Below are 25,314 nucleotides of genomic sequence, written 5' to 3'. Positions count from 1 at the left end.
TCATGGCGTGCGGTTTTTTCTTTAGGCCTGATGCAAAGTCGTCATTTGAAAAAGGAGAGTGCTGTGTCGCGTAGACGCGTCGTAGTCACCGGTATGGGTATGTTGTCGCCACTGGGCACGGATGTGCCGAGCAGTTGGCAGGGCATTCTGGCTGGCCGCAGTGGCATTGGTCTGATCGAACACACCGACCTTTCTGCCTATTCGACCCGCTTCGGCGGTTCGGTCAAAGGCTTCAATGTCGAGGAATACCTGTCGGTCAAGGAAGCGCGCAAGCTCGACCTGTTCATTCAGTACGGCCTCGCCGCAGGCTTTCAAGCCGTGCGCAACGCCGGTCTGGAAGTCACCGATGCCAACCGTGAACGCATTGGCGTGGCCATGGGTTCGGGCATAGGCGGTCTGACCAACATCGAAGAGACCAGCCGCACCCTGCACGAGACCGGTCCGCGACGGATCTCGCCGTTCTTTGTGCCTGGCTCGATCATCAATATGATTTCCGGCTTCCTGTCGATCCATCTGGGCGCACAGGGACCCAACTACGCCATCGCCACCGCGTGCACCACCGGTACGCACTGCATCGGCATGGCGGCGCGCAACATCATGTACGACGAAGCTGACGTGATGATTGCCGGCGGCGCGGAAATGGCCGCTTGCGGTCTGGGCATGGGCGGCTTCGGCGCGTCCCGTGCGCTGTCGACCCGCAACGACGAGCCGACCCGCGCCAGCCGTCCATGGGACAAGGGTCGTGACGGCTTCGTTCTGTCCGACGGTGCCGGCGCTCTGGTTCTCGAAGAGCTCGAACACGCCAAGGCTCGTGGCGCTACGATCTACGCCGAACTGATCGGTTTCGGCACCAGTGGCGATGCGTTCCACATGACCTCGCCACCCGCCGATGGCGCCGGTGCCGCGCGCTGTATCACCAATGCCCTGCGCGACGCGAAGATCAATGTCGATCAAGTGCAGTACATCAACGCCCACGGCACCTCGACCCCGGCCGGCGACCTTGCCGAAGCCAATGCGATCAAGTCGGTGTTCGGCGATCACGCCTACAAGCTGGCCGTCAGCTCGACCAAGTCGATGACCGGCCACCTGTTGGGTGCGGCGGGCGCGGTCGAAGCGATTTTCAGCGTGCTGGCGATCAACAGCCAGGTGGCACCGCCGACCATCAACCTTGATGAACCGGACGAAGGCTGCGATCTCGATTTCGTTGCGCACACCGCGCGTAACATGGACATCGATGTCGTGCTGTCCAACTCCTTCGGTTTTGGCGGCACCAACGGCACTCTGGCGTTCCGCCGGTTCGCCGGCTGATGGACAGCTGGGTCGACGGTCAACCGGCTGACGTGCTGTCGCTGAAAGATCGCGGCCTGGCTTACGGCGATGGTCTGTTCGAGACCATCGCCGTGCGCAGTGCTCGGCCGATTCTGCTGGATCGGCACCTGACGCGTCTGGCTGATGGCTGCGCGCGTCTGGCCATCGCGACCGATCTCGAGCTGGTTCGCCATGAGCTGCTCAGCTATGCCGCTGCGATGGGTGAGGGCGTGCTCAAGCTTATCCTCACTCGGGGTGACGGCTTGCGTGGTTATGCGCCCGATCCTGCGGCGCAGGGCCGACGCATCCTGCAAGGCAATCCGCCGGCAGCGTATCCCGCTGCCCATGCCGAGCACGGCATCCGCCTGTTTCCCTGCAACACGCGTTTATCTACGCAGCCGTTGTTGGCCGGGCTCAAACATCTGAATCGACTGGAACAGGTGCTCGCCCGCGCCGAATGGCAGGACAGCGAGCATGCCGAAGGCTTGATGCTTGATCAGGCCGGGCGTGTTGTCGAAGGTGTGTACAGCAATATTTTCCTGGTGCGCGACGGTGGCTTGATCACGCCCGACTTGAAGCGCTGCGGCGTCGCTGGTGTGATGCGCGCGGAAATATTGTTTCAGGCCGAGTCGCTGGCCATCCCCACGCAAATCGCCGATATCAGCCCCGAGCAGCTGCAATGGGCTGATGAAGTATTTGTCTGCAACAGCGTTTATGGCGTCTGGCCGGTACGCGCCTGTGCTGCACTGAGCTGGCCGGTTGGCCCGCTCACCCGTAAACTGCAAAACATTGCCCGCGCGCTACTGGATGCTTGATTCGTGAGACGTAAACTTTTGCTGCTGCTGGAAACCGGACTGGTTCTGGCAGGGCTGCTGTTGGGCGCCAGCGCCTGGAAAATTCATTCGGCGCTGGAACAGCCCCTGAACATCCCGCAGGAACAACTGCTGGATGTGCCGAAAGGCTCTACACCGACCCGTACCTTCCTTGAACTCGAAACCGATGGCGTCATCAAGGACGCGTTCTGGCTGCGCGTCTACTGGCGCTTCAACCTCGCCGGCACGCCGATTCACAGCGGCGAATACCGCATGCAGCCGGGCATGACCGTCAACGGTCTGATCGATTCGTGGAAGCGCGGCGACGTGGTTCAGTACAGCCTGACCCTGGTCGAAGGCTGGACTTTCCATCAAGTGCGCGCCGCCCTGGCCAAGGACGACAAGCTCGAGCAGACCCTCAATGGCCTGAGCGACAGCGACGTGATGGCGAAGATCGGCCACAAAGGCTTGTTCCCGGAAGGTCGGTTTTTCCCGGATACCTATCGCTTCGTGCGCGGCATGTCCGATGCCGAGCTGCTGAAAAAGGCCTTTGATCGTCTCGATGAAGTGCTCGCCAAAGAGTGGGCGCAGCGTTCTGCCGATGTGCCTTACAGCGAACCTTATCAAGCGCTGATCATGGCCTCGCTGGTCGAGAAAGAGACTGGCGTTCCGCAGGAGCGCGGGCAGATTGCCGGCGTCTTTGTGCGGCGCATGGCGCTGGGCATGCAGTTGCAGACCGATCCCACGGTGATTTATGGCCTCGGTGATCGCTACACCGGCAAACTGACCCGCGCACATTTGAAAGAGCCGACGCCTTACAACACCTACGTGATTCCCGGCTTGCCGCCGACGCCGATTGCGATGGTCGGGCGCGAAGCGATTCATGCTGCGCTCAACCCGGTGGAAGGCAGCAGCCTGTATTTCGTCGCCCGTGGCGATGGCAGCCACGTGTTCTCCGATGATCTGGATGCGCACAACAACGCGGTGCGCGAATACCAGCTCAAGCGCCGTGCCGATTACCGTTCCAGCCCGGCACCAGTAACCGCGCCGGCCACCGATGAGGCGATTCCGGCGGCCTCGCCGAATACCGCGCCCGACGCGCAGCCGCAAGAACCTGCGCCAGCCCCGGAACCGGACGCCGCTGCACCGCAGAACGCGCAATGACTTTGATGAAGGACTGCCTGTGACTGGCTTGTTTATTACCCTGGAAGGCCCGGAAGGCGCGGGCAAGAGCACCAATCGCGAATACCTCGCCGAGCGCCTGCGCGCCGCCGGTATCGAAGTGCTGCTCACCCGTGAGCCTGGCGGTACACCGCTGGCCGAGCGGATTCGTGACGTGTTGCTGACCCCGGCCGACGAAGTGATGCACCCGGACGCCGAGCTGTTGCTGGTGTTCGCCGCGCGCGCCCAGCATCTGGCAGAGGTGATTCGCCCGGCGCTGGCCCGTGGCGCTGTGGTGCTGTGTGATCGTTTCACCGATTCAACATACGCCTATCAGGGCGGCGGTCGTGGTTTGTCACTCGAGCGCATCGCCACCCTGGAAACTTTCGTGCAGGGCGACTTGCGGCCCGATCTGACCTTGATTTTCGACCTGCCCGTTGAAATCGGCCTGGCCCGCGCCAGTGCCCGTGGTCGCCTGGACCGTTTCGAACTCGAAGGTCGGGCGTTTTTCGAGAACGTGCGCAATGCGTTCCTGAAACGCGCCGAAGCCGACCCGTCGCGCTACGTGCGCATCGATGCCGGTCAGCCATTGGCCAAGGTCCAGCAATCGCTGGACACCTTGCTACCGAATTTGCTGGAGCTGGCCCGTGGCTGAGGCCTATCCATGGCAGGACAGCCTCTGGCAGCAACTGGCCGGCCGCAGTCAGCATGCTCACGCTTATCTGCTGCACGGTCCGGCCGGGATCGGCAAGCGTGCGCTGGCTGAGCGCTTGATGGCCAGCCTGCTGTGTCAACGCCCTACGCCTGAGGCGTGCGGCGAGTGCAAATCCTGTCTGCTGCTCAAGGCCGGCAGTCATCCGGACAATTACATCCTGGAGCCGGAAGAGGCGGACAAGGCGATCAAGGTCGATCAGGTTCGTGATCTGGTGAGTTTCGTCGTGCAGACCGCGCAGCTCGGCGGGCGCAAGGTGGTGTTGATCGAGCCGGTCGAGTCGATGAACATCAACGCTGCCAACGCCTTGCTCAAAAGCCTTGAAGAGCCGTCCGGCGATACCGTGCTGCTATTGGTCAGCCACCAGCCGAGCCGTTTGTTGCCAACCATCAAGAGCCGTTGCGTGCAGCAGGCCTGCCCGCTGCCGGGCGAGGCGATGAGCCTGCAATGGCTGGCCCAGGCGCTGCCGGATTGCGCGGAGGAAGAGCGCGTCGAACTGCTGACGCTGGCCGCCGGGTCGCCGCTGATGGCGGTCAGCCTGCAATCGCAAGGTGTGCGTGAACAGCGCGCGCAAGTGGTCGAAGGCGTGAAGAAGTTGCTTAAGGGCCAGCAGTCGCCGACGCAGCTGGCGGAAGAGTGGAAAAGCATTCCGATGCTGCGTCTGTTCGACTGGTTCTGCGACTGGTCGAGCCTGATCCTGCGCTATCAACTGACTCAGGACGAAGCCGGCCTCGGCCTGGCCGATATGCGCAAGGTCGTGCAGTACCTGGCGCAGAAAAGCCCGCAGGGAAAAGTGCTGGATATTCAAGACTGGATTCTCGCCCAGCGGCAGAAAGTGTTGAGCAAGGCCAACCTCAATCCGGCCCTGTTGCTGGAAGCATTGTTGGTGCAATGGGTGGGATTGCCTGGTCAAAGATAAGAATGTGTACCTAGACTCTGAAGATCAGCAGTGGAGGTGAACATGATTGAACCTGTCAGCCCGGGGCCGCGTAACGGCATCTTGTCCCTGACCATCAAGGACAAGTCGGTGCTCTACGCCGCCTACATGCCGTTCATCAAGAACGGTGGTCTGTTCATCCCGACCAACAAAAGCTACCGGTTGGGCGACGAGGTGTTCATGCTGTTGCACCTGATGGATGAAGCGGAAAAAATTCCCGTCGCCGGCAAAGTCGCCTGGATCACTCCCAAAGGCGCACAAGGCAATCGCGCCGCCGGTGTCGGCGTGCAGTTCAACGACGGCGACGACACCGCGCGCAGTCGCATCGAAACTCATCTGGCCGGAGCGCTTAAATCCGACCGTCCCACTCATACGATGTAAGTTGCAGTCCTTTTTATGCTCGTAGATTCCCATTGTCACCTTGATCGTCTCGACCTCGCCGCCCATGACGGCTCGCTGGATGCCGCACTCGCTGCGGCCCGCGAGCGTGGGGTCGGACATTTTCTGTGCATCGGCGTCAGTGCTGACAACGCCGCCGACGTCAAAGCCCTCGCCGAGCGTTATGACGACGTCGATTGCTCGGTCGGCGTGCATCCGCTTGATGTGCAGCCGGGCGCGGCACCGGCGCTGGACTGGCTGCTGCACGAACTCGATCACCCGAAAGTGGTGGCGATCGGCGAAACCGGTCTCGACTATCACTACGAGCCCGAAGCTGCCGAGTTGCAGCAGGAGTCGTTTCGCCTGCACCTGCAAGCGGCGCAGCAGACCGGCAAACCGGTGATCATCCACACCCGTGGCGCCCGTGCCGACACCCTGGAACTGCTGCGCGAAGCGGCGTTGCCTCAGGCCGGTGTGTTGCATTGCTTCACCGAAGACTGGGACATGGCCAAAGCGGCGCTGGACATGGGCTATTACATTTCCCTGTCGGGCATCGTCACGTTCCGCAATGCCGATGCCTTGCGTGACGTGGCGAGCAAAGTGCCGGCCGATCGCCTGCTGGTGGAAACCGATTCGCCGTACCTGGCGCCGATCCCGTATCGCGGCAAGCCGAACCTGCCGCAGTACGTGCGCGAAGTGGCGGAGTTTCTGGCGATGCTGCGTGGTGAGAACTACGAGCGCTTTGCCGAGCAGACCACAGAGAACTTCAAGCGTCTGTTCCCGCTGGCGAGTGTTAAATCTGCCCTGTGACCGCTCGCCAAATCGCAGGCAAAAAAAACCCGGGTTCTGGGGGGTGAATCCGGGTTAAGACCATTAGGAGTAAAACAAAGGCACGCGGTCCGTTGGTACCTTTACCGGCACGACACTTGGGGGAGATGTCGCCCGACAGTTCAAGTATTGATCAGTCTGGCGTGCAGTCCAGTGAGCCGGTCGGGGTTTTTAAACAAATTTGGAATACGTTTGCTTCAGTTGAGTTCTCATTGCACCCGATTCGTTCTCGAAATGAACAAGAAACACAGATTTGGTCGATGAACCGTGCTTTTTTGCGCAAGTTAGGCATAATACGCGGCTTCGAATTTTGACCCTTCAGACCTTTTTCTTATGCATAAAGAACCTCGTAAGGTCCGTGAATTTCGTCGCCGCGAGCAGGAAATTCTCGATACCGCGCTCAAGCTGTTCCTCGACCAGGGTGAAGACAGTGTCACCGTCGAGATGATTGCTGATGCCGTGGGTATCGGCAAAGGCACGATCTACAAGCACTTCAAATCCAAGGCGGAGATCTACTTGCGCCTGATGCTCGACTACGAGCGCGATCTGAACGAGCTGCTGCATTCGGCGGATGTCGACAAGGACAAGGAAGCGCTGTCCCGCGCCTACTTCGAATTCCGCATGCGCGACCCGCAGCGCTATCGCCTGTTCGACCGACTCGAAGAGAAAGTGGTCAAGGGCAATCAGGTGCCGGAGATGGTCGAGGAGCTGCACAAGATCCGTGCCTCGAATTTCGAACGCCTGACCCTGCTGATCAAGGGTCGCATCAGCGAAGGCAAGCTCGAAGACGTGCCGCCGTACTTCCACTACTGCGCATCCTGGGCGTTGGTGCACGGCGCGGTGGCGCTGTATCACTCGCCGTTCTGGAGCAACGTGCTGGAAGATCAGGAAGGCTTCTTCCAGTTCCTGATGGACATCGGCGTGCGCATGGGCAACAAGCGCAAGCGCGACCCGGAAACGCCGAGCACATAAGTCATTCAGCGGGCTGATTGCGCCGTGTTTTCACAACATGGCGCAATAGCACAGGAATATACTCAGGCATAGGGCTTGCTAAAACCTGATTTCTCAGTCAAGTTTTGCTCGCTCGATTTCTTTCGCCGGAGTGTTTCATGATCGTTGACCGTCAAGGCAGGCGTTTTCGCAATCTGCGCATCAGCCTGACCTCTGCCTGCAATTACGCCTGTACCTACTGCGTGCCCAACGGCAAGCGGTTGGTCGCTGCGCAGGATGAGCTGTCGGCCGAAGCCATGGCGCGCGGCGTCGAATACCTGATCGAAGCGGCCGGCATCGAGCGCCTGCGCATCACTGGCGGCGAGCCACTGGTCAGCCCCAAACTCGAATCGTTCATGACTGCCGTCGGCCAGATGGGCCTCGACGACATCAGCCTGACCACCAATGGTCAACTCCTCGCGAAAAAACTGCCGCTGCTGGTCGATGCCGGCCTGCGTCGAATCAACGTTTCCCTCGATACTCTCGATGCCGCGGCTTTTCGTAGCATCGCCCGTGGCGGCGATCTGGCCAGCGTGCTCGATGGCATGGATCAGGCTGCCGCCGCCGGGATGAAGATCAAGGTCAACATGGTGCCGTTGCGCGGGCAGAACCTCGATCAGGTCATGCCGCTGCTCGACTACTGTCTGGAGCGCGGCTTCGAACTGCGTTTCATCGAGCTGATGCGCATGGGCCATCTGGCCAAGGATTCCAATGCCTTCCTGCAGCAGTTCGTCAGCCTTGAGCAGTTGCTCGGCCTGATCGGCGAACGTTATGAATACGCCCAGACCGACGCACCGGTGGACGCCACGGCAGTTCGCTACGCGATTCCCGGTCGCGGCAATTTCGGAGTGATCGCCAACGAAAGCGTGCCGTTCTGCCGCACGTGTTCGCGCTTGCGCCTGTCGTCGACCGGTTGGCTGCATGGCTGCCTGTCGTCGAGCAACCGCCACTATGTCGGCGATCTGCTCGACAAGCCGCGCCACCAAGCGTTGCCGGCGCTGCAACGTTTGCTGGTCAAGGCGTTGGGTGACAAACAGGAGGTGGCGTTCTCTGGCGGCGCTACTGTCATGAAGATTATTGGCGGTTGATTAATCGCCTTCGCTAGCAGGCTCTCTCCCACAAATGGAATGCATTTCCCTGTGGGAGCGAGCCTGCTCGCGAATGCCTCTATCACTGAATTTGCCGAGATGGCGCAAAAGCTGCATCCAACGGCCATTCGCCGGTTTTCCGACACCGGCTTCTGGAGGAATAGGATGCGTAGCCTGGTTTTGCTGCTGGCCGTTTTGGCGCTTGGCGGTTGCATGAATGTCAGCGATATGGCCGAAGGCACTCGCTATCACATGAGCGATGCGGGGCTTCTGGACCATAGCGACAGCCGCCGGGTGAACAATCTCCGCATTCAGCCGGACTCGTTCATCTTCATCGCCCAGGGCGCGTTCGCACCGCCGGGTGGTTCCTATCCACGGCCGAACGTGGTCGCCGAAGAAGCCTTCAAGGGCTTTGTCGAATATTTCCCAATGGTCCGCCGCGCCCGTGCGCCGGAAGGCCTCGACCAGGCCATGGGCGAAGCCCGCGATGCTGGTGCGCATTACCTGCTCTACACACGTTTCGCCAAGGCTGACGACCGCATCGGCAACTCCGACGAGTGGCTGGATCAGGAGGCGGTGGATCGCCTCGGTATCGACGGCGGCGTGATTCAGATCATGTTGATCGAGACCAGCACCCAGTATTTGATTGATACTGCACGGATCAAGAGTCGTGGCGGTTTACTGACGTTCCATGACTCCAAACCCGAAGACCTCATCGGTCCGCCGCTGGCGCAATACGCACGCAGCCTGCTGGGGATCGGCGACCAGTAATCAAGGAGTACGCCATGAGTGACCCGCAAACAGCCAATGACCTGCTGGGGCAGATCCCCAAGACCAAAGGCCTGCCACCGGTGCATTTGTGGAACCCGGATTTCTGCGGCGACATCGACATGCGCATTGCCCGTGACGGCACCTGGTACTACCTGGGTACGCCGATCGGGCGCAAGCCGATGGTCAAACTGTTCTCCACCATCATCCGCCGCGACGGCGATGATTACTTCCTGATCACCCCGGTCGAGAAGGTCGGGATCAAGGTCGATGATGCGCCGTTCGTGGCGGTTGCCGTGGAAGTGCAAGGCGAGGGCGAGGCGCAGGTTTTGCGCTTTACCAGCAACGTCGAGGAAACCATCGAGGCGGGGGCCGAGCATCCGATCCGTGTCGAGATTGATCCTGAGACCCAGGAGCCTGCGCCTTATGTGCATGTGCGCAGCAACCTTGAAGCGCTGATTCACCGCAATGTGTTTTACCAGTTGGTGGAACTGGCGGTGAGCCGCGAGATCGATGGTCAGCGCTGGTTGGGCGTGTGGAGCGGCGGCGAGTTCTTTCGCATCGGCCTGGAACCCTGACACAACATCAAAATGTGGGAGCGAGCCTGCTCGCGAACGCGGTGTATCAGTCGCCAGCAATGTTGACTGACACGACGCTTTCGCGAGCAGGCTCGCTCCCACAATGGTTTGCGCAAGCTAAAAAAAATCCGGTTGACTGTTATTCGTATGATGATTAGCGTAGGCACCCATCGCGATTCGCCTTGAGGTGTATATGTCCAGCAGCTTTCATGCGTCGACCGTTGACTGGCTGGGCAGTTGGATTGCTGCCGGTCAGGTCAAGCCGGGGCAGACCATCAAGGTCGAGGCGGATCTGGGCGAACAGCTGGGCGTCAGCCGCACGGTGATTCGCGAAGCCATCAAAACCCTCGTCGCCAAAGGCATGCTCGAAGTCGGGCCGAAAGTCGGCACGCGGGTATTGCCGGTCCGGCGCTGGAATCTGTTTGATCCGCAAGTGGTCGGTTGGCTATCGCGCAACGGCTTGCCGGAAAACTTCGTCGATGATCTGCTGGATTTGCGCCGCACCATCGAGCCGATGGCGGTGCGCTGGGCCTGTGAGCGGGCAACGCCGGAGCAGATCGAAGCGGTGCAATTGGCCTTCAACGCACTGGAACGTGCGGTCGACAGCGGCATCGACTACAACCGTGCCGACCAGGCCTTCCACGAATGCATCCTGGCCGCCAGCCATAATCAGTTCATCGAACAAATGGTCCCGGCCCTCGGCGCGTTGCTGGCGGTGTCGTTTGAAGTCTCCGCCGCCGACCCCGATGAACTGCGCCGCACCTTGCCGATCCATAAAGACATGGCCGACGCCATCGCCGCGCGCGATTCGACCCGTGGCGTGTGGGCGTGCATGACCTTGATCGACAACGCCGATCTGGCGATAAAACGCTTTTACCCGAAAGTCATGGCGGACCGCAAAGCCAGCTGAAACCCAGCCCCCTGTATGAAAACAACAAGAACATGAAGGATTCCAGATGACCTGCACCGCCCTGACCCAACACCGCGCGCAACTCGGCGAAGGCCCGTTCTGGGATGCGCCGACACAGGCGTTGTACTGGGTCGATATCGCCGGTAAACAAGCGTTGCGCCTGATTGGTCAGAACGTGCAGATCTGGCAGATGCCCGAGCACATCTCCGCCTTCATTCCCTGCGCCAGCGGCGATGCGCTGGTGACATTGAGCAGTGGTGTCTACCGCCTCGATCTCGATTCACCCGGCCTCGAGCCACGTTTGACGCTGTTCTGTGTCGCCGACCCGCAACCGGGCAACCGCCCCAACGAAGCCCGTTGCGATGCCTTGGGTCGGTTGTGGTTGGGCACCATGCAAAACAACATCGGCGAGCAGGGCGAGGATCTGCCGCTGGTGCGCCGTTCCGGTGGCCTGTTCCGTATCGATCCCGATCAACGCGTGACACCGCTGCTGCTCGGTCTGGGCATTCCCAATACTTTGTTGTGGAGTGACGACGGCACCACGCTGTTGTTTGGTGAAAGCCTCGACAGCACGCTCAATCGATATTTCATCCGCACCGACGGCAGTCTCGATGCTCCGCAGGTGTTCTACTCGTCCGATCAACACGGTGGTCCCGATGGCTCGGCGATGGACGCCGAAGGCTACGTGTGGAATGCACGCTGGGACGGCAGTTGCCTGCTGCGCCTGACGCCGGACGGGCAGGTCGAGCGCAAAATCGATCTGCCGGTCAGTCGCCCGACCAGTTGCGTGTTCGGTGGCGAAGACTTGAAAACCTTATTCATCACCAGCGCCAAGAGTCCACTGAATCATCCATTGGATGGCGCCGTGCTGAGCATGCGCGTCGACGTGGCAGGAAAACTCTGTACGCGTTTTGCTGGATAAATCCCAAAATATGGGATGCAAAATTATATATTGAGATTATTTGGCGGTCGGGTTTATAGTCGGCTCCAGCAGTAACACGCACTCACACTTAAAAAGAACAAAACAGGTGAAGTGATGCAGCGAATTCTTGTCGCCCGCGCAAGCGGGATCCGCCTTTCGCCACGGCTCAATGCCGCCGGCGACGCTTGCCTGTTTGTTTTCCCCAGCCGTCAGAACCGGACATCCACCGATGCCCGGTTTTTTTGCGCCTGCGTGCAGGAGGCCTGAGCCATGGCTGAAGCGCTGACATTGCCGGCAGTGCCGGCCCCGCCGAAAGGCGAGCGCCTGAAAAATAAGGTCGTGCTGCTGACCGGGGCCGCTCAGGGCATCGGCGAAGCCATCGTCGCCGCCTTCGCCTCGCAGCAAGCCAGATTACTCATCAGCGACATCCAGGCCGACAAGGTCGAGCAGGTCGCCGCTCACTGGCGCGATCAGGGCCATGACGTGCAGGCGCTCAAGGTCGACGTATCGAATCAGCAGGATCTGCACGCCCTGGCCCGACGCGCGGTGGAATTGCATGGCCGCATCGATGTGTTGGTCAACTGTGCCGGGGTCAATGTGTTCCGCGATCCTTTGCAGATGACGGAAGAAGACTGGCGCCGCTGCTTCGCCATCGATCTGGACGGCGCCTGGTATGGCTGCAAAGCGGTGCTGCCGCAGATGATCGAACAGGGCGTTGGCAGCATCATCAATATCGCCTCGACCCATTCCAGCCACATCATTCCCGGCTGCTTTCCGTACCCGGTAGCCAAACACGGCTTGCTCGGCCTGACCCGCGCGCTCGGCATCGAATACGCGGCCAAAGGCATTCGCGTCAACGCCATCGCGCCGGGCTACATCGAAACGCAACTAAACGTCGATTACTGGAATGGCTTTGCCGATCCGCATGCCGAACGGCAGCGCGCCTTTGACCTGCACCCGCCCAAGCGCATCGGCCAGCCGATCGAAGTGGCCATGACCGCGGTGTTTCTGGCCAGCGATGAGGCACCGTTTATCAACGCTTCGTGCATCACTATCGATGGTGGCCGCTCGGTGATGTACCACGACTGAATAAAACGGATCTCCAGCGCTGAACTACGCTTGAAATCCAATCATCATACGATATGACTATTTTCAACCAGCTTCACTGAGAACACGGCTTCAACGCTTTTCAAACCTTGCTCAAAAAAAATAACAAGGAGTCATCTGATGAAACGTCGTTTCGGGATTCGTACCCTGTGCAGCACTGCCCTGGCGGTCACTGCGTTCAGCCTGAGCAGTGCGCTGCTCGCCGCCGACGCGGTGAAGATCGGTTTTCTGGTCAAGCAGGCCGAAGAACCGTGGTTCCAGACCGAATGGGCTTTTGCCGAAAAAGCCGCCAAGGACAAAGGCTTTGAACTGATCAAGATCGCCGTGCCGGATGGCGAAAAGACCCTTTCGGCGATCGACAGCCTGGCCGCCAACGGCGCCAAGGGCTTCGTGATCTGCCCGCCGGACGTGTCTCTCGGCCCGGCCATCATGGCCAAAGCCAAGATCAACGACTTGAAAGTGATTGCCGTCGACGACCGTTTTGTCGATGCCAACGGCAAGTTCATGGAAGACGTGCCGTACCTGGGTATGGCCGCGTTCGAAGTCGGCCAGAAGCAGGGCGCCGCCATGGCTGCCGAAGCGAAGAAGCGTAACTGGGACTGGAAAGACACCTACGCGGTGGTCAACACCTACAACGAACTCGACACCGGCAAGAAGCGCACCGACGGTTCGGTCGATGCCCTGAAGAAGGCCGGCATGCCGGAGGATCACATCCTCTTCGCCGCACTGAAAACCCTCGACGTACCGGGCAGCATGGACGCCACCAACTCGGCGCTGGTGAAACTGCCGAGCGCGGCGAAAAACCTGATCATCGGCGGCATGAACGACAACACCGTGCTCGGCGGCGTGCGCGCCACCGAAGCGGCCGGTTTTGCCGCGAGCAACGTGATCGGCATCGGCATCAACGGCACCGACGCCATCGGCGAATTGAAAAAGCCTAACAGCGGCTTCTTCGGTTCGATGCTGCCAAGCCCGCACATCGAAGGCTACAAGACCGCCGAGATGATGTACGAGTGGATCACCGCCGGCAAAGAGCCGCCGAAGTACACCGCCATGGATGACGTCACCCTGATCACCCGCGAAAACTTCAAGCAAGAGCTGGAAAAAATCGGCTTGTGGAACTGAGGCAGCGACGGCCCGGGCAGCCGGGCCGTTTTTCGGTGTGAAGAGGTGGCTTTATGCACGCGCAAGTACAGACACGAGAACAACACGGCGCCAGCGGCAGCCTGCGCTTCAACGGGATCGGCAAGACCTTTCCCGGCGTGAAAGCGCTCGACGGCATCAGCTTCGTCGCCCACCCCGGTCAGGTTCATGCCTTGATGGGCGAGAACGGCGCGGGCAAATCGACCCTGCTGAAGATTCTCGGTGGTGCTTACATTCCGAGCAGCGGCGAGCTGCAGATCGGCGAGCAGGCGATGGCGTTCAAGTCCACCGCTGACAGCATCGGCAGTGGCGTCGCGGTGATTCACCAGGAACTGCATCTGGTCCCGGAAATGACCGTGGCCGAAAACCTGTTTCTCGGTCATCTGCCGGCCAGTTTCGGCCTGATCAATCGCAGTGAGCTGCGTCAGAAAGCCTTGAATTGCCTGAAAGGCCTGGCCGACGAAATCGATCCGCAAACCAAGGTCGGACGCTTGTCGCTGGGTCAGCGGCAGTTGGTGGAAATCGCCAAAGCGCTGTCGCGCGGCGCCCACGTTATCGCTTTCGACGAACCGACCAGTAGTCTCTCGGCACGCGAGATCGACCGCTTGATGGCGATCATCGGTCGTCTGCGCGACGAAGGCAAAGTGGTGCTCTACGTGTCCCATCGCATGGAAGAAGTCTTCCGTATCTGCGACGCCGTCACCGTGTTCAAGGACGGCCGCTACGTGCGTACCTTCGACGACATGAGCCAGTTGACCCACGATCAACTGGTGACCTGCATGGTCGGCCGCGACATTCAGGACATCTACGATTACCGCCATCGCCCGCGTGGCGCCGTGGCGTTGAAAGTCGACGGCCTGCTCGGCCCGGGCCTGCGCGAGCCGATCAGTTTCGAAGCGCACAAGGGCGAAATCCTTGGCCTGTTCGGGCTGGTCGGGGCAGGGCGCACCGAGCTGTTTCGCCTGCTCAGCGGCCTGGAGCGCAACACCGCTGGCCGTCTCGAATTGCGCGGCCATGAGCTGAAACTGCGCTCGCCCCGTGATGCGATTGCCGCCGGCATTCTGCTCTGCCCGGAAGATCGCAAGAAAGAAGGCATCATCCCGCTGGCCAGCGTCGCCGAGAACATCAATATCAGTGCCCGGGGTGCGCATTCCGGGCTCGGCTGCCTGATTCGCGGCTTGTGGGAAAAGGGCAACGCCGACAAGCAGATCAAGGCCCTGAAAGTAAAAACCCCGCACGCCGGCCAGCAAATCAAGTTCCTTTCTGGCGGCAATCAGCAGAAGGCCATTCTCGGCCGCTGGCTGTCGATGCCGATGAAAGTCCTGCTGCTCGACGAACCGACCCGTGGCATCGACATCGGCGCCAAGGCCGAGATCTACCAGATCATTCATAACCTCGCCGCCGACGGTATTTCGGTGATCGTGGTGTCCAGCGATCTGATGGAAGTGATGGGCATTTCCGACCGCATCCTGGTGCTGTGCGAAGGGGCCCTGCGCGGCGAAGTCAGCCGCGACCAGGCCAATGAATCCAACCTGCTGCAACTGGCTTTGCCACGCCACCGCGCTGACGGCGTGGCGAACTGAGAGGTGACTATGATGACTACGCAAAACGAAACCCTGCCGACCGAGCGCAAACCGCTGGACCTGCGGCGCTTCCTCGATGACTGGGTCATGCTGCTGGCGGCGATCGGCATCTTCGTCGCCTGCACCTTGCTGATCGACAACTTCCTCTCGCCGCTGAACATGCGTGGCCTTGGCCTGGCGATTTCCACCACCGGTATCGCCGCGTGCACCATGCTTTATTGCCTGGCATCCGGGCACTTCGACCTCTCGGTTGGCTCAGTGATCGCCTGTGCCGGCGTGGTCGCGGCGGTGGTGATGCGTGACACCAACAGCGTGTTTCTCGGCGTCAGCGCAGCACTGGTGATGGGCCTGATCGTCGGGCTGATCAACGGCATCGTGATTGCCAAGTTGCGCGTCAATGCCCTGATCACGACGCTGGCGACCATGCAGATCGTGCGCGGCCTGGCCTATATTTTTGCCAACGGCAAAGCGGTCGGTGTTTCGCAGGAATCGTTCTTCGTCTTCGGCAACGGCCAGCTGTTCGGTGTGCCGGTGCCGATCCTGATCACTATTGTCTGCTTCCTGTTCTTCGGCTGGCTGCTGAACTACACCACCTACGGGCGCAACACCATGGCCATCGGTGGCAACCAGGAAGCGGCGTTGCTGGCGGGCGTCAACGTCGACCGGACCAAGATCATCATTTTCGCCGTACATGGTTTGATCGGTGCGCTGGCGGGTGTGATTCTGGCCTCGCGGATGACTTCCGGGCAGCCGATGATTGGTCAGGGTTTTGAACTGACGGTGATCTCGGCTTGCGTGCTGGGCGGGGTTTCGCTGAGTGGCGGGATTGGCATGATCCGCCATGTGATTGCCGGGGTGTTGATTCTGGCGATCATCGAGAACGCGATGAACCTGAAGAACATCGATACGTTTTATCAGTATGTGATTCGGGGTTCGATTCTGCTTCTGGCTGTGGTCATTGACCGCTTGAAACAGCGCTGACACAAGCACTTCCCTGTGGGAGCGAGCAGGCTCGCTCCCACAGTTGATCGCGCCATTCCTGCCTTCTGTCATCTCCCTTAAATAATTCTTGCTCGTCAGCGATCGTTTCGGTTATCAATTTGTACATGATTAGACAGGTACGATTCGACAAGAAGCAAAGGGTGGTCGACGAGCTCGTCCGACGCATCGAAAGCGGCCTCATGGAGGACGGTTTTCTGTTGCCCGGCGAACATCAGTTGGCTCAAGAATTCCAGGTCAGCCGTGGCACCTTGCGTGAGGCGCTGGCCGAATTGAAGCGGCGTAATTACATCGCCACGCAGAGCGGTGTCGGCTCCATCGTCACTTTCGACGGTGTCGCGCTGGATCAGCGCAGCGGCTGGGCGCAGGCATTGGCCGACAGCGGGGCGCTGATCAATACCGAAGTGTTGCGCCTCGAAGCCGTGACTCGCCCGGATCTGCTGGTGCGTTTCGGCACCGATCAATTCATCACTCTCGACCGTCGCCGGCGCGCCACCGACGGTACGCTGGTGTCTCTGGAACGATCCTTGATGCCGGCCAACGGCGGCCTGGAAAGCCTGCCTCGCGTCGGTTTGATCGACAATTCCCTGACCATCACCCTGGCCGCCTACGGCTATATCGGCGAGCGCGGCGATCAGTGGATCGGCGCCGAGCCGCTGAATGCCGAAGACGCAAAGCTGCTCGGTCGCCCGGTCGGCACGGTGTTTCTCAAAGCCCTGCGCACCACCTACGACCGGCAGAACCGTTTCATGGAACAGGTCGAAAGCCTGCTCGACCCGGTGCATTTTCGTCTGCACCTGCAATTCGGAGAATCGAAATGACCGCGCTCAACCGTGCGCTTGGCGCTTTCTATGGTCTGGCCCTGGGTGACGCGCTGGGCATGCCGACGCAGTCGCTCGATCGTGAAACGATCAAGGCGCGCTTCGGCCAGATCACTGATTTGCAGGACGCTGGTCCCTTGCAACCGATCGCCGCGAACATGCCCAAAGGCTCGATCACCGATGACACCGAGCAGGCGATTCTGGTCGGCGAGTTATTGGTCGAAGGTCACGGCCGCATCGAGCCGGCGGTCCTCGCCCAACGCTTGATCGAATGGGAAACCGAGATGCAGGCCAAAGGCTCGCAGGACTTGCTCGGCCCCTCGACCAAACGCGCCATTGAAATGATCCTCGCCGGGCATTCCCCGGAAGAAGCCGGGCGCTACGGCACCACCAATGGCGCAGCGATGCGCATTACCCCAGTGGGGATCGCCGCGAATGTGGCCGACCCGCAGCGCTTCATCGCGGCGGTAGTGCAGGCTTGCCAAGTGACGCATAACACCACGCTGGGGATTTCCAGTGCGGCGGCGGTGGCGGCGGTGGTCTCCGCTGGCATCAATGACGTCGATCTCGGCGAGGCGCTGAACCTCGGCCAGCAGATCGCCCAGCAGGCCGAAGCCCACGGGCATTGGGTCGCTGGCGGGCGCATCGCCTCGCGCATCAGTTGGGCACGCAGTATCAGCGTCGACAGTGACAAAGCACTGCTCGCCGATCTGCTCTACGACGTAATCGGCACATCGGTGGCGTCGCAGGAGTCGGTGGTGGTTTCATTCGCCCTGGCCCAGCAAGTGGCCATCGGTGAAATGACGGCATTCGAAGCGCTGTGCATGGCCGCCAGCCTGGGCGGCGACACGGATACCATCGCGGCGATTCTCGGCGCCATGCTCGGGGCTTGCCTGGGGCTTGAGTGCTGGCCGCAGCCGATGATCGAGACGGTGAAAGCTGTTAATCATCTCGAGCTTGAGCCGTTGGTGCAGGGGCTGTTGGCCTTGCGTTGACTGGCTGGCCTCTTCGCGAGCAGGCTCGCTCCCACAATTGGAATGCATTTCCTTGTGGGAGCGAGCCTGCTCGCGAAAGGGGCGGCGCATTTTTAAAGAATTCACACAGCAATGGATCGCACAGACAGGCCTCGGAAGGCCGGTTGTCTTGTCGTTTTGCATCATTGCCACAACCACAAAAAAGGCAAACAGGAGCATCTTCATGAGTTCATCAACCGCCGGGCAAAGCGTCGGGCAATTGGAAACCCGGGGCATCGAGCCGGTGCCGGAAGCCGAGTGCAACGGTCATCCGCTGCAACTTTTCTGGGTCTGGTTCGCGGCCAATATTTCCATCCTCGGCCTGCCGCTGGGCGCCACGCTGGTGGCGTTTCGCGGGCTGGCGATCTGGCAAGCGATCATCGTCGCCATCCTCGGTGCCGCCGGCTCATTTGCCGTGGTCGGGATCATCTCGATTGCCGGGCGGCGTGGCCGCGCGCCGAGCCTGACGCTGTCCCGGGCAATCTTCGGCGTACGCGGCAACATTGGCCCGACGCTGGTTTCGCTGATGTCGCGTCTGGGTTGGGAAACCGTCAATACCACCACCGCTGCCTTCGTGCTGCTGTCGCTGTGTTCGATCCTGTTCGGCTCGCCGGTCGAGGCGAAAAGTGCGCCGATACTGACGCTGATCTTTATCGCCATCTTCGTCCTGCTGACCTTGTCAGTGTCCGGCCTCGGCCACGCGACCTTGCTGGTGATCCAGAAGTGGGCAACGTACGTGTTCGGTGCGCTGAACATTCTCGTCGGTGGTTTCCTCTGCGCGACCATCGACTGGAGTGCGGTGTTCAACGCCACGCCAGCACCGCTGAGCGCAATGATCATCGGCATCGGCACCATGGCCGCCGGCACTGGTATCGGTTGGGCCAACGCCGGTGCGGACATGTCGCGCTATCAGCACCGCAGCGTCAAGGCTGTGCGCCTGGTGGCGTCGGCGGCGTTCGGCGCAGGGATTCCGCTGGTGCTGCTGATCACCCTCGGCGGCTTGTTGTCGGTGGGCAACAATGACCTGGCGTCGGCGACTGACCCGATCGTGGCGATCCGCGACATGCTGCCGACGTGGATGGCCGTGCCGTACCTGATCACCGCGTTCGGCGGTCTGCTGCTGTCGAACAACCTGTCGGTGTACTCCGCCGGCCTGACCACGCTGACCCTGGGCCTGAAGGTCAAACGCGTCTACGCGGTGGTGGTCGACATCGTCGCGATCTTCGCCGGCTCGATCTACTTCATGCTGATCGCCGACAGTTTCTACGGCCCGTTCATCACCTTCATTTCCCTGTTGGCAGTGCCGATCACTGCCTGGGTCGGGATCTTCGTGGTCGACCTGATTCACCGTCACTACTACAGCCCCAAAGACCTGCTCGACGTCAGCCCGAGCAGCGCCTACTGGTATCGCGGCGGCATCGAGTGGCGCGCATTTGGCGCCTGGGCGATCGCCATCGTCCTCGGTTTCAGCTTCACCACCATCGGCACCACGGCGGAGAACATCTGGTTCAAGGGCTTTCTGTCCGACTCCTGGCTGGGCCACAACGGCCTCGGCTGGATCGTGACCTTTGTCGTCGCCGGTGGCATTTACCTGATACTTGGCGGTGCGAAAGATCGCCGCGCCGCGCAATCCGAGAATGCTCATGCCTAAGATGTTGCACACCGGCCAGGTCATCATCGACCTGGTCATGGCCGTGGAAAAACTGCCGCAGATTGGCGGCGACGTGCTGGCGCAGTCGGCGGGGTTCGAAGCTGGCGGCGGCTTCAACGTGATGGCCGCTGCGGTGCGTAACGGTCTGCCGGTGGTTTACCTCGGTCGCCATGGCACGGGGCGTTTCGGTGACCTGGCGCGCCAAGCGATGCAGGCGGAAGGTATCTGCATCGGCATCCGCGAACCGGCCGAGCGCGATACCGGTCTGTGCGTGGCGCTGACCGATGCCTCGGCTGAACGCAGTTTCATTTCCTACATCGGCGCCGAAGGCGAGGTGACCGAGGGCAATCTGAACAGCGTGGCTGCCGAGCCCGGCGATTACGTTTATCTCAGCGGTTACAGTCTGCTGCACGAGGGCAAGGCGCAGGTGTTGCTCGACTGGACGCTGGCGCTGCCGGCGTCGGTCAATGTGGTGTTCGATCCGGGGCCGTTGGTGGAGTCACCTGACGCGCCGATGATGCAGACGTTGCTGCCGCGCATCGATGTGTGGACCAGCAACAGTGTCGAGGCGCTGCGATTTACCGGAGCCGATGAGATTGGTGTCGCGATGGATCGCCTCGCGGAACTGCTGCCGGAAAGTGTGCTGATGGTGGTGCGCGACGGGCCGCAGGGTTGCTGGATTCAGCTGCGTGGCGAGCGTCGACAAGTGCCGGGGTTCGCTGTCAAAGCAGTGGACAGCAATGGCGCCGGTGATGCGCATGCCGGGGTGTTTGTTGCTGGATTGGCGCAGGGGCTCGATGCACTGGAAGCGGCGCAGCGGGCGAATGCTGCGGCGGCGCTGGCGGTGACTCGCTGGGGGCCGGCGACATCGCCGGGGGCGAGTGAGGTGGATGCGTTTATCCGCGAATCCTGCGGCGACTGATGCACCGCAATCGCTGGCAAGCCAGCTCCCACAGGGTCTTCGTGTGTAAGTGCAATAGTGCAACCACCCGAAAAATCTGTGGGAGCTGGCTTGCCAGCGATGAGGCCATCAGGCTTAGCCAGCCTTGCGCAACGCCTCAATCAACTCCTGCTTGCGCATTGAAGACCGCCCCGGAATATTCTTCGCCCGGGCTTCCTTCATCAGGCTATCGACAGTATGCGTGTCCTTCGAAGTTTCGCTGTTACGCGAATGACCCTTGCGACTGGCCACCGCACGGCGCGATGACTCTTTGCGATCTTCCGACTTGGCACTTGCAGGCTTCTTGCGCCCCGAGCCACCGGACTTCTCGCCACCGCCGGATTGTTTGTTCACCGTCGCCCAGGCACGCGCCTCAGCCTCATCTTTCGACACGCCCTTTTTCTCGTAGCTGTCTTCGATGTGCTCGGCTTTGCGCTTCTGTTCGCTGGTGTATTTGTCTTTGCTTCCACGAGGCATGGGATTTCTCCTCAAGTTGCGGATCCGGCCGCTCGCCGCTTCGACGGCGAGCGGCTTGGCACTACTGCATATCCAGTTTGCGCGCCGCTTCGACGCCGGCAGAACTGAGCTTGATCGGCAGGTTCAGCGAGTGTTCGCCCGCTTCGCTGCAGGTCACATGACCATGGTGAATCAGCCCGCGATCCTGCAGGGCGGCGAGGGCGCTGGCCACGACTTTCTCGCCCCGGTAATTGTCCAGCACCTCCTTGCCCAAGCCGTTGGGATGCGCGTGCAGCAGGCGGGTGAGAACTTCTTTTTCCAGGTCTTTGTCGACGTTCATGGTTACCTCTTCATGGGAGTGAATAGGGCGCTCGCGTCGGCGAACTACTGACCGGCACCTTCGGAACCGGAGCCACCGGTGGTGGTTTTCGAACCGACACCCGGGCCGGCGTTGTCAGGGGGAGTGGCAGGAGAATCAGGTGTGTTCATGCCACCCTGACGGCCCGGATCGCTGCCTTGTGTGCGCGGATCGGTGCCGGTGGCGGGTGGCTGATTGATCAACGGCACGCCGGAGCCATCGGTATTCATACCGGGGGCACTGTTAATGGCGGGCGCGCGTGGCGGGGTCGGATCGGTAGGGCCAGTGCCCGCTGCCGTGGACGAGGCGGCGAACACCGCAGGGCAGAGCAGGGCGCTGAAGACTAAAGCGGTCAACCTTGACGGGATCATAGGGCTTCTCCAGTGATTGGAATCCTTACACTGGGTTGGTCAGCCCTGATGACGGATTGGTGCCTGATGATCGACGAACGGTCTTCTCCGGGGTCACGTGGCTGCTGTTCAGACGATGCCAATCTTTAGTGTTTCCATCGGTGCAAAACAGTTAACGGTCATAAGCATCCTTTCAGAATGTGCGCTATCAACTGTGGGAGCGAGCCTGCTCGCGAAAGCGTCATTTCAGTCAGAAGTTGATTCAACTGACAGAATGCTTTCGCGAGCAGGCTCGCTCCCACAAGGGCAACGGTGTTCAGCAAATTGGGCAGGTCAGTATGTTTGCCATGTGACGAGCGCCGCTGCGCGCCTTAGTATGGCGCTTTAATTTGCAGACAAGGCCCGTCCATGACGATCGAAATCCGCCCGGCGACCCCCAGCGATGCGCCGCAAATCCTCGCCTTCATCACCGAACTGGCAGATTTCGAGAAGGCCCGTCACGAAGTCATCGCCAGCGTCGCTGACATCGAACGCAGCCTGTTCGGCGAAGGCGCCACCGCCCACGGCCTGATCTGCCTGCGCGACGGCTCGCCGATCGGCTTCGCGGTGTTCTTCTTCAGTTATTCAACGTGGCTGGGCAGCAATTGCCTGTACCTCGAAGACCTCTACATCACTCCCGAACAACGAGGCGGCGGCGCCGGCAAAACCCTGCTGCGCCACCTGGCAAAAATCGCCTGCGCCAACGACTGCGGCCGCTTCGAATGGAGCGTGCTGGAATGGAACACCCCGGCCATCGAATTCTACAAATCCCTCGGCGCACAACCGCAGGAGGAATGGGTGCGGTATCGCATGGATGGCAAGGTGTTGCGCGAATTTGCCGAGGGCTGAGCACAATGATGGCAATCTACTACTGATTCAGTTGTCGCCACCGCTCTAGTCCGGCATTCTGTGCGCCATTTTTGCGCGCTCACGGACGACACCTGCAATGCATCTGGCAAAATTTCTCCGCGCCTGTGGAGCCCTCGCTGCGTCAATGAGTGACCAGCTATGAGCGGACTGCAGGCGTCCATGCGTCTGTATGGTCTGGTGAAAACCACCGGCTCTTCTGACGACCCGAATCGACAGGCTGTGGAAATTCTCTGCATGGCCCAGCGCACTGGCGGCCTGGCTATACGGGCTTTCGTGTCGCGGCTCGACGCCGAGTTGATGTCGCGCAGCGCCGGCCTCGGCGAATACCGTGTGGTAGCGCTGAGAACCTTTGATCCAACTGCGATTATCGACGCTCATCAAGGCTGGCTGATGCTGCACATCTGTTGCGGCTTCGTCGCTCTCGCCGGTCATTCTCTGTTGAAAAACGGTGCGTTGATCCCGATGGGCTGGCACGTCTACTCCGAAGTGGGGCGCTGGACCTCCAGGCATCATCTGGACCTTGGCGTGGAAATGGGCGACTTGCTGCAACCGACTTTCGAGCGCAATCACCTGCGCAACTACAACGCCTGGCTCAACGAACTTGATGATGCAACGCCTGCCGAGTTGAGTTGGCAAGCCAACGAAGCCTGGCGTGCCATACAAACCGCGACAGCACCTGAAAGCCGTGAGCATTGTCATGCTCTGTTCGACCCGGTCGACAATCGCTGGCGCTTTGCCGCGACCGACATCGACATCTATCAGCCATCCCCGGCACCCCTTAAGCAAGGAGCTTTGAATTGAGTGGTAAACCCGCAGCACGCGTCACCGACCCAACCGCCTGCCCACTGCCAGGTCACGGCACCAACCCGATTGTCTCCGGCTCGCCGGACGTATTCTTCGACGGCCTCGCTGCTGCACGCATGACCGATAAATCAGCGTGTGGCAGCCCTATCACCGGAGCGGTCTCCGGCACTGTTTTCATCAACGGCCTGAATGCCGCGATGCTCGATAGCACTGGTGGGCATGGCAATGTCGTGATCGGTGGCTCGGGCACGGTGATCATCGGCCAAAGTGGGGGAGGGGCAGCATTTAGTGGGCTGTTGCCGATGCCGGTGCATTTCAACGACCGGATGCAAGTAATCAATGAGATCACAGGAGAGCCCATGCCGAATCATCCCTACGCGATTCAACGCGGTGATGGACGCGTCGAACACGGCGTTACCGATGGCAAGGGTTTCACTCACACGGTGAGCTCGCACCTGCCTGAATCCATCAAATTGTTCGTAGAGTAAGAAGCTATGGCCGCTGAAAATTCGCAATTGAAAGGCTGTCAAAGACTGGTCGTGACACACGAATTAACATGTAAAACCGACGGGACCGTAAAGCAGGCTACGGTTAGCCCGAAAAAAATTGTTTTATTTTTCGTCGGAGGGGCGGGAGACAAGGAGAGTTATTACGGAACGGGACCGAACAATAATGTGGCTGAGGCACTGAAAATATTCATCAAGAATATGGACGCTGAAGGCCTTTGCCCTGATACCTACGACGCACACCACATCGGTTATAACGCCTTCACCAGTGATGAGGGACTTAATGCAAATGTGTTGGCGAAAATTCCCGATCTGACCACTCCGGTCTACATTATCGGGCATAGCCTGGGAGGCTGGAATGGAGCTCACTTGTCTAAAGTGCTGGCAGACAGAGACTATCGAATCCCGGTATTGGTTACGCTGGACCCCGTCGGAGAGGGTCAGATCGTATGGGGCATATCAAATATTTATCAAAAAGAGCCTACTCCCAAGGCTGAATATTGGGTGAATGTAAGAGCGGATGCCAAAGACTGGAATTTTTCTGATCTCGTGGCGGATTTTGGAGAGCAGTGGGACATGACAAGCGGCCCGAATATGAACGGCCGGGTAGATGTGAACCATGCCGATGCCTGGGCTATCTACATTGCCGTATTAGGTGGCGGAGTGTCAGCGAGGGATATTCTGATGCAGTCAGTGATACAGCACTTCAAAGGGAGGAAATGTGCGTAAATCTTTACTGATTTCAATGTTTTTGGTATGTGCGTCATGCGCCGTCAGTCATGGGCGGCCGATTGCACATATTGAATATATGAATGTGGAGCGCTATCTCAATCGAAATGTTTACCCAGTCACGTTCTCTTCTGATGTCGACGTGGAGCAATTATTCAAATCGAAAATAAGCCAATCTCTGCTCTGTTCCTTCGACCAGAAAACAGATTTCTCAATGCCGCAAGATCTGAAGGAATATGGCGAGGGCTGGGTTGAGCCGGTTAAGTCAGGGGACGGACTGGTATTCAAAGCGGATCTGATGTTTTACAAGGTTAAGGATTCGACAAGTTATACGCTAATGAGCAGCAATGAATTAAAGGCCTTGCTGGCTCGGCAACAGTCGCTAGCTTGTAAAGTCCGAATCAACTCTTACTCCTACAAGGTCTATTTATCGGAGGTCATGAAGATTCCAGTTAAAGATCTCATGAGAGAAGTCAATAAATACTGAGTCGGGGGCGCTCGATGAGTCACGTGAGAGTTTCGGTTCCCTAGGTCATCGACCGATGCTCTAACG

General features: G+C 59.9%; 29 protein-coding genes. 26 read left to right on the top strand and 3 right to left on the bottom strand.

All coding sequences use genetic code 11. The features are described 5' to 3' along the window. The first annotated feature begins 63 nt into the window (after positions 1–63). From fabF to BXA01_RS08015, 21 genes are all read left to right on the top strand, one after another. Positions 64–1,308 (top strand): beta-ketoacyl-ACP synthase II, encoded by a 1,245-nt coding sequence (gene fabF / locus BXA01_RS08115; RefSeq protein ID WP_038860467.1) that lies wholly within the window; start codon positions 64–66, stop codon positions 1,306–1,308. Continuing rightward, positions 1,308–2,123: an aminodeoxychorismate lyase gene (pabC, locus tag BXA01_RS08110; RefSeq protein WP_076563806.1), complete on the top strand. Its 816-nt coding sequence runs from the start codon at positions 1,308–1,310 to the stop codon at positions 2,121–2,123. Before fabF ends, pabC begins: the two co-directional genes overlap by 1 nt. A 3-nt stretch (positions 2,124–2,126) precedes the next feature. Next, positions 2,127–3,284, top strand: a complete 1,158-nt coding sequence (gene mltG, locus BXA01_RS08105; protein ID WP_076563805.1) for an endolytic transglycosylase MltG — start codon at positions 2,127–2,129, stop codon at positions 3,282–3,284. 19 nt (positions 3,285–3,303) lie between these two features. After that, positions 3,304–3,936, top strand: coding sequence for a dTMP kinase (tmk, locus tag BXA01_RS08100; protein WP_016770985.1), 633 nt, complete (start codon positions 3,304–3,306; stop codon positions 3,934–3,936). Then, positions 3,929–4,912, top strand: coding sequence for a DNA polymerase III subunit delta' (locus BXA01_RS08095; protein ID WP_076563804.1), 984 nt, complete (start codon positions 3,929–3,931; stop codon positions 4,910–4,912). Before tmk ends, BXA01_RS08095 begins: the two co-directional genes overlap by 8 nt. Before the next feature lie 42 nt (positions 4,913–4,954). Then, positions 4,955–5,311, top strand: coding sequence for a PilZ domain-containing protein (locus BXA01_RS08090; protein WP_016770983.1), 357 nt, complete (start codon positions 4,955–4,957; stop codon positions 5,309–5,311). A gap of 15 nt (positions 5,312–5,326) precedes the next feature. Further along, entirely contained in the window at positions 5,327–6,118 is a 792-nt protein-coding gene (locus BXA01_RS08085) for a TatD family hydrolase (RefSeq protein WP_076563803.1), read from the top strand. Between the two features lie 351 nt (positions 6,119–6,469). Continuing rightward, complete coding sequence (locus tag BXA01_RS08080) at positions 6,470–7,108, top strand: TetR/AcrR family transcriptional regulator (RefSeq protein ID WP_016770981.1); 639 nt, start codon at positions 6,470–6,472, stop codon at positions 7,106–7,108. 137 nt (positions 7,109–7,245) lie between these two features. After that, entirely contained in the window at positions 7,246–8,214 is a 969-nt protein-coding gene (locus BXA01_RS08075; RefSeq protein WP_076563802.1) for a GTP 3',8-cyclase MoaA, read from the top strand. 165 nt (positions 8,215–8,379) lie between these two features. Then, positions 8,380–8,985: a DUF4823 domain-containing protein gene (locus BXA01_RS08070; protein ID WP_016770979.1), complete on the top strand. Its 606-nt coding sequence runs from the start codon at positions 8,380–8,382 to the stop codon at positions 8,983–8,985. Between the two features lie 14 nt (positions 8,986–8,999). Further along, positions 9,000–9,560 carry a DUF1285 domain-containing protein gene (locus BXA01_RS08065; protein WP_016770978.1) on the top strand — a complete coding sequence of 187 codons (561 nt, stop codon included), beginning with the start codon at positions 9,000–9,002 and terminating at the stop codon, positions 9,558–9,560. Positions 9,561–9,753: 193 nt separating this feature from the next. Continuing rightward, a complete protein-coding gene (locus tag BXA01_RS08060) occupies positions 9,754–10,470 on the top strand; it encodes a FadR/GntR family transcriptional regulator (RefSeq protein WP_039760144.1) in 717 nt (238 codons plus the stop codon). Between the two features lie 46 nt (positions 10,471–10,516). Then, positions 10,517–11,392, top strand: a complete 876-nt coding sequence (locus BXA01_RS08055) for an SMP-30/gluconolactonase/LRE family protein (RefSeq protein WP_076563801.1) — start codon at positions 10,517–10,519, stop codon at positions 11,390–11,392. Positions 11,393–11,662: 270 nt separating this feature from the next. Beyond that, entirely contained in the window at positions 11,663–12,481 is an 819-nt protein-coding gene (locus tag BXA01_RS08050) for an SDR family oxidoreductase (RefSeq protein WP_076563800.1), read from the top strand. Between the two features lie 138 nt (positions 12,482–12,619). After that, the gene (locus BXA01_RS08045) at positions 12,620–13,624 is read left to right on the top strand and encodes a substrate-binding domain-containing protein (RefSeq protein WP_016770973.1); all 1,005 of its coding nucleotides are present in this window, start codon (positions 12,620–12,622) and stop codon (positions 13,622–13,624) included. Between the two features lie 53 nt (positions 13,625–13,677). Further along, positions 13,678–15,225 (top strand): L-arabinose ABC transporter ATP-binding protein AraG, encoded by a 1,548-nt coding sequence (gene araG, locus BXA01_RS08040; protein ID WP_076563799.1) that lies wholly within the window; start codon positions 13,678–13,680, stop codon positions 15,223–15,225. Between the two features lie 12 nt (positions 15,226–15,237). Further along, on the top strand, positions 15,238–16,206 hold the full coding sequence (gene araH / locus BXA01_RS08035) for an L-arabinose ABC transporter permease AraH (RefSeq protein WP_038861078.1): 969 nt from the start codon (positions 15,238–15,240) through the stop codon (positions 16,204–16,206). Between the two features lie 125 nt (positions 16,207–16,331). Then, positions 16,332–17,045: a GntR family transcriptional regulator gene (locus BXA01_RS08030; protein ID WP_076563798.1), complete on the top strand. Its 714-nt coding sequence runs from the start codon at positions 16,332–16,334 to the stop codon at positions 17,043–17,045. After that, positions 17,042–18,040, top strand: coding sequence for an ADP-ribosylglycohydrolase family protein (locus BXA01_RS08025; protein ID WP_076563797.1), 999 nt, complete (start codon positions 17,042–17,044; stop codon positions 18,038–18,040). The genes BXA01_RS08030 and BXA01_RS08025 overlap by 4 nt, the downstream gene beginning before the upstream one ends. A 202-nt stretch (positions 18,041–18,242) precedes the next feature. Next, positions 18,243–19,709, top strand: a complete 1,467-nt coding sequence (locus BXA01_RS08020; RefSeq protein ID WP_076563796.1) for a purine-cytosine permease family protein — start codon at positions 18,243–18,245, stop codon at positions 19,707–19,709. Continuing rightward, on the top strand, positions 19,702–20,631 hold the full coding sequence (locus BXA01_RS08015; RefSeq protein ID WP_076567688.1) for a PfkB family carbohydrate kinase: 930 nt from the start codon (positions 19,702–19,704) through the stop codon (positions 20,629–20,631). Before BXA01_RS08020 ends, BXA01_RS08015 begins: the two co-directional genes overlap by 8 nt. A gap of 114 nt (positions 20,632–20,745) precedes the next feature. Here the strand turns inward: BXA01_RS08015 and BXA01_RS08010 are convergent, their stop codons facing one another. From BXA01_RS08010 to BXA01_RS08000, 3 genes are all read right to left on the bottom strand, one after another. Further along, a complete protein-coding gene (locus BXA01_RS08010) occupies positions 20,746–21,126 on the bottom strand; it encodes a Rho termination factor N-terminal domain-containing protein (RefSeq protein WP_076563795.1) in 381 nt (126 codons plus the stop codon). A 61-nt stretch (positions 21,127–21,187) separates the two neighbouring features. Continuing rightward, entirely contained in the window at positions 21,188–21,445 is a 258-nt protein-coding gene (locus BXA01_RS08005) for a hypothetical protein (RefSeq protein ID WP_076563794.1), read from the bottom strand. 44 nt (positions 21,446–21,489) lie between these two features. Beyond that, on the bottom strand, positions 21,490–21,834 hold the full coding sequence (locus BXA01_RS08000) for a hypothetical protein (RefSeq protein WP_076563793.1): 345 nt from the start codon (positions 21,832–21,834) through the stop codon (positions 21,490–21,492). Between the two features lie 387 nt (positions 21,835–22,221). Between BXA01_RS08000 and BXA01_RS07995 the strand changes: the two genes are divergently transcribed. The 5 genes from BXA01_RS07995 (at position 22,222) to BXA01_RS07975 (ending at position 25,248) form a co-directional block, all read left to right on the top strand. Then, positions 22,222–22,701: a GNAT family N-acetyltransferase gene (locus BXA01_RS07995; RefSeq protein WP_071173199.1), complete on the top strand. Its 480-nt coding sequence runs from the start codon at positions 22,222–22,224 to the stop codon at positions 22,699–22,701. A 159-nt stretch (positions 22,702–22,860) separates the two neighbouring features. After that, the gene (locus BXA01_RS07990) at positions 22,861–23,523 is read left to right on the top strand and encodes a hypothetical protein (RefSeq protein WP_076563792.1); all 663 of its coding nucleotides are present in this window, start codon (positions 22,861–22,863) and stop codon (positions 23,521–23,523) included. Beyond that, positions 23,520–24,014, top strand: a complete 495-nt coding sequence (locus tag BXA01_RS07985; RefSeq protein ID WP_076563791.1) for a PAAR domain-containing protein — start codon at positions 23,520–23,522, stop codon at positions 24,012–24,014. Before BXA01_RS07990 ends, BXA01_RS07985 begins: the two co-directional genes overlap by 4 nt. Positions 24,015–24,020: 6 nt before the next feature. Then, complete coding sequence (locus BXA01_RS07980; protein ID WP_076563790.1) at positions 24,021–24,761, top strand: alpha/beta hydrolase; 741 nt, start codon at positions 24,021–24,023, stop codon at positions 24,759–24,761. Continuing rightward, a complete protein-coding gene (locus BXA01_RS07975; protein ID WP_157115958.1) occupies positions 24,754–25,248 on the top strand; it encodes a hypothetical protein in 495 nt (164 codons plus the stop codon). The genes BXA01_RS07980 and BXA01_RS07975 overlap by 8 nt, the downstream gene beginning before the upstream one ends. The last annotated feature ends 66 nt before the right edge of the window (positions 25,249–25,314 follow it).

It is taken from the genome of Pseudomonas sp. B10 (assembly GCF_900156235.1).
Classification (GTDB): Bacteria; Pseudomonadota; Gammaproteobacteria; order Pseudomonadales; family Pseudomonadaceae; genus Aquipseudomonas; species Aquipseudomonas siliginis.
This window is presented reverse-complemented; position numbering and strand designations above follow the sequence as displayed.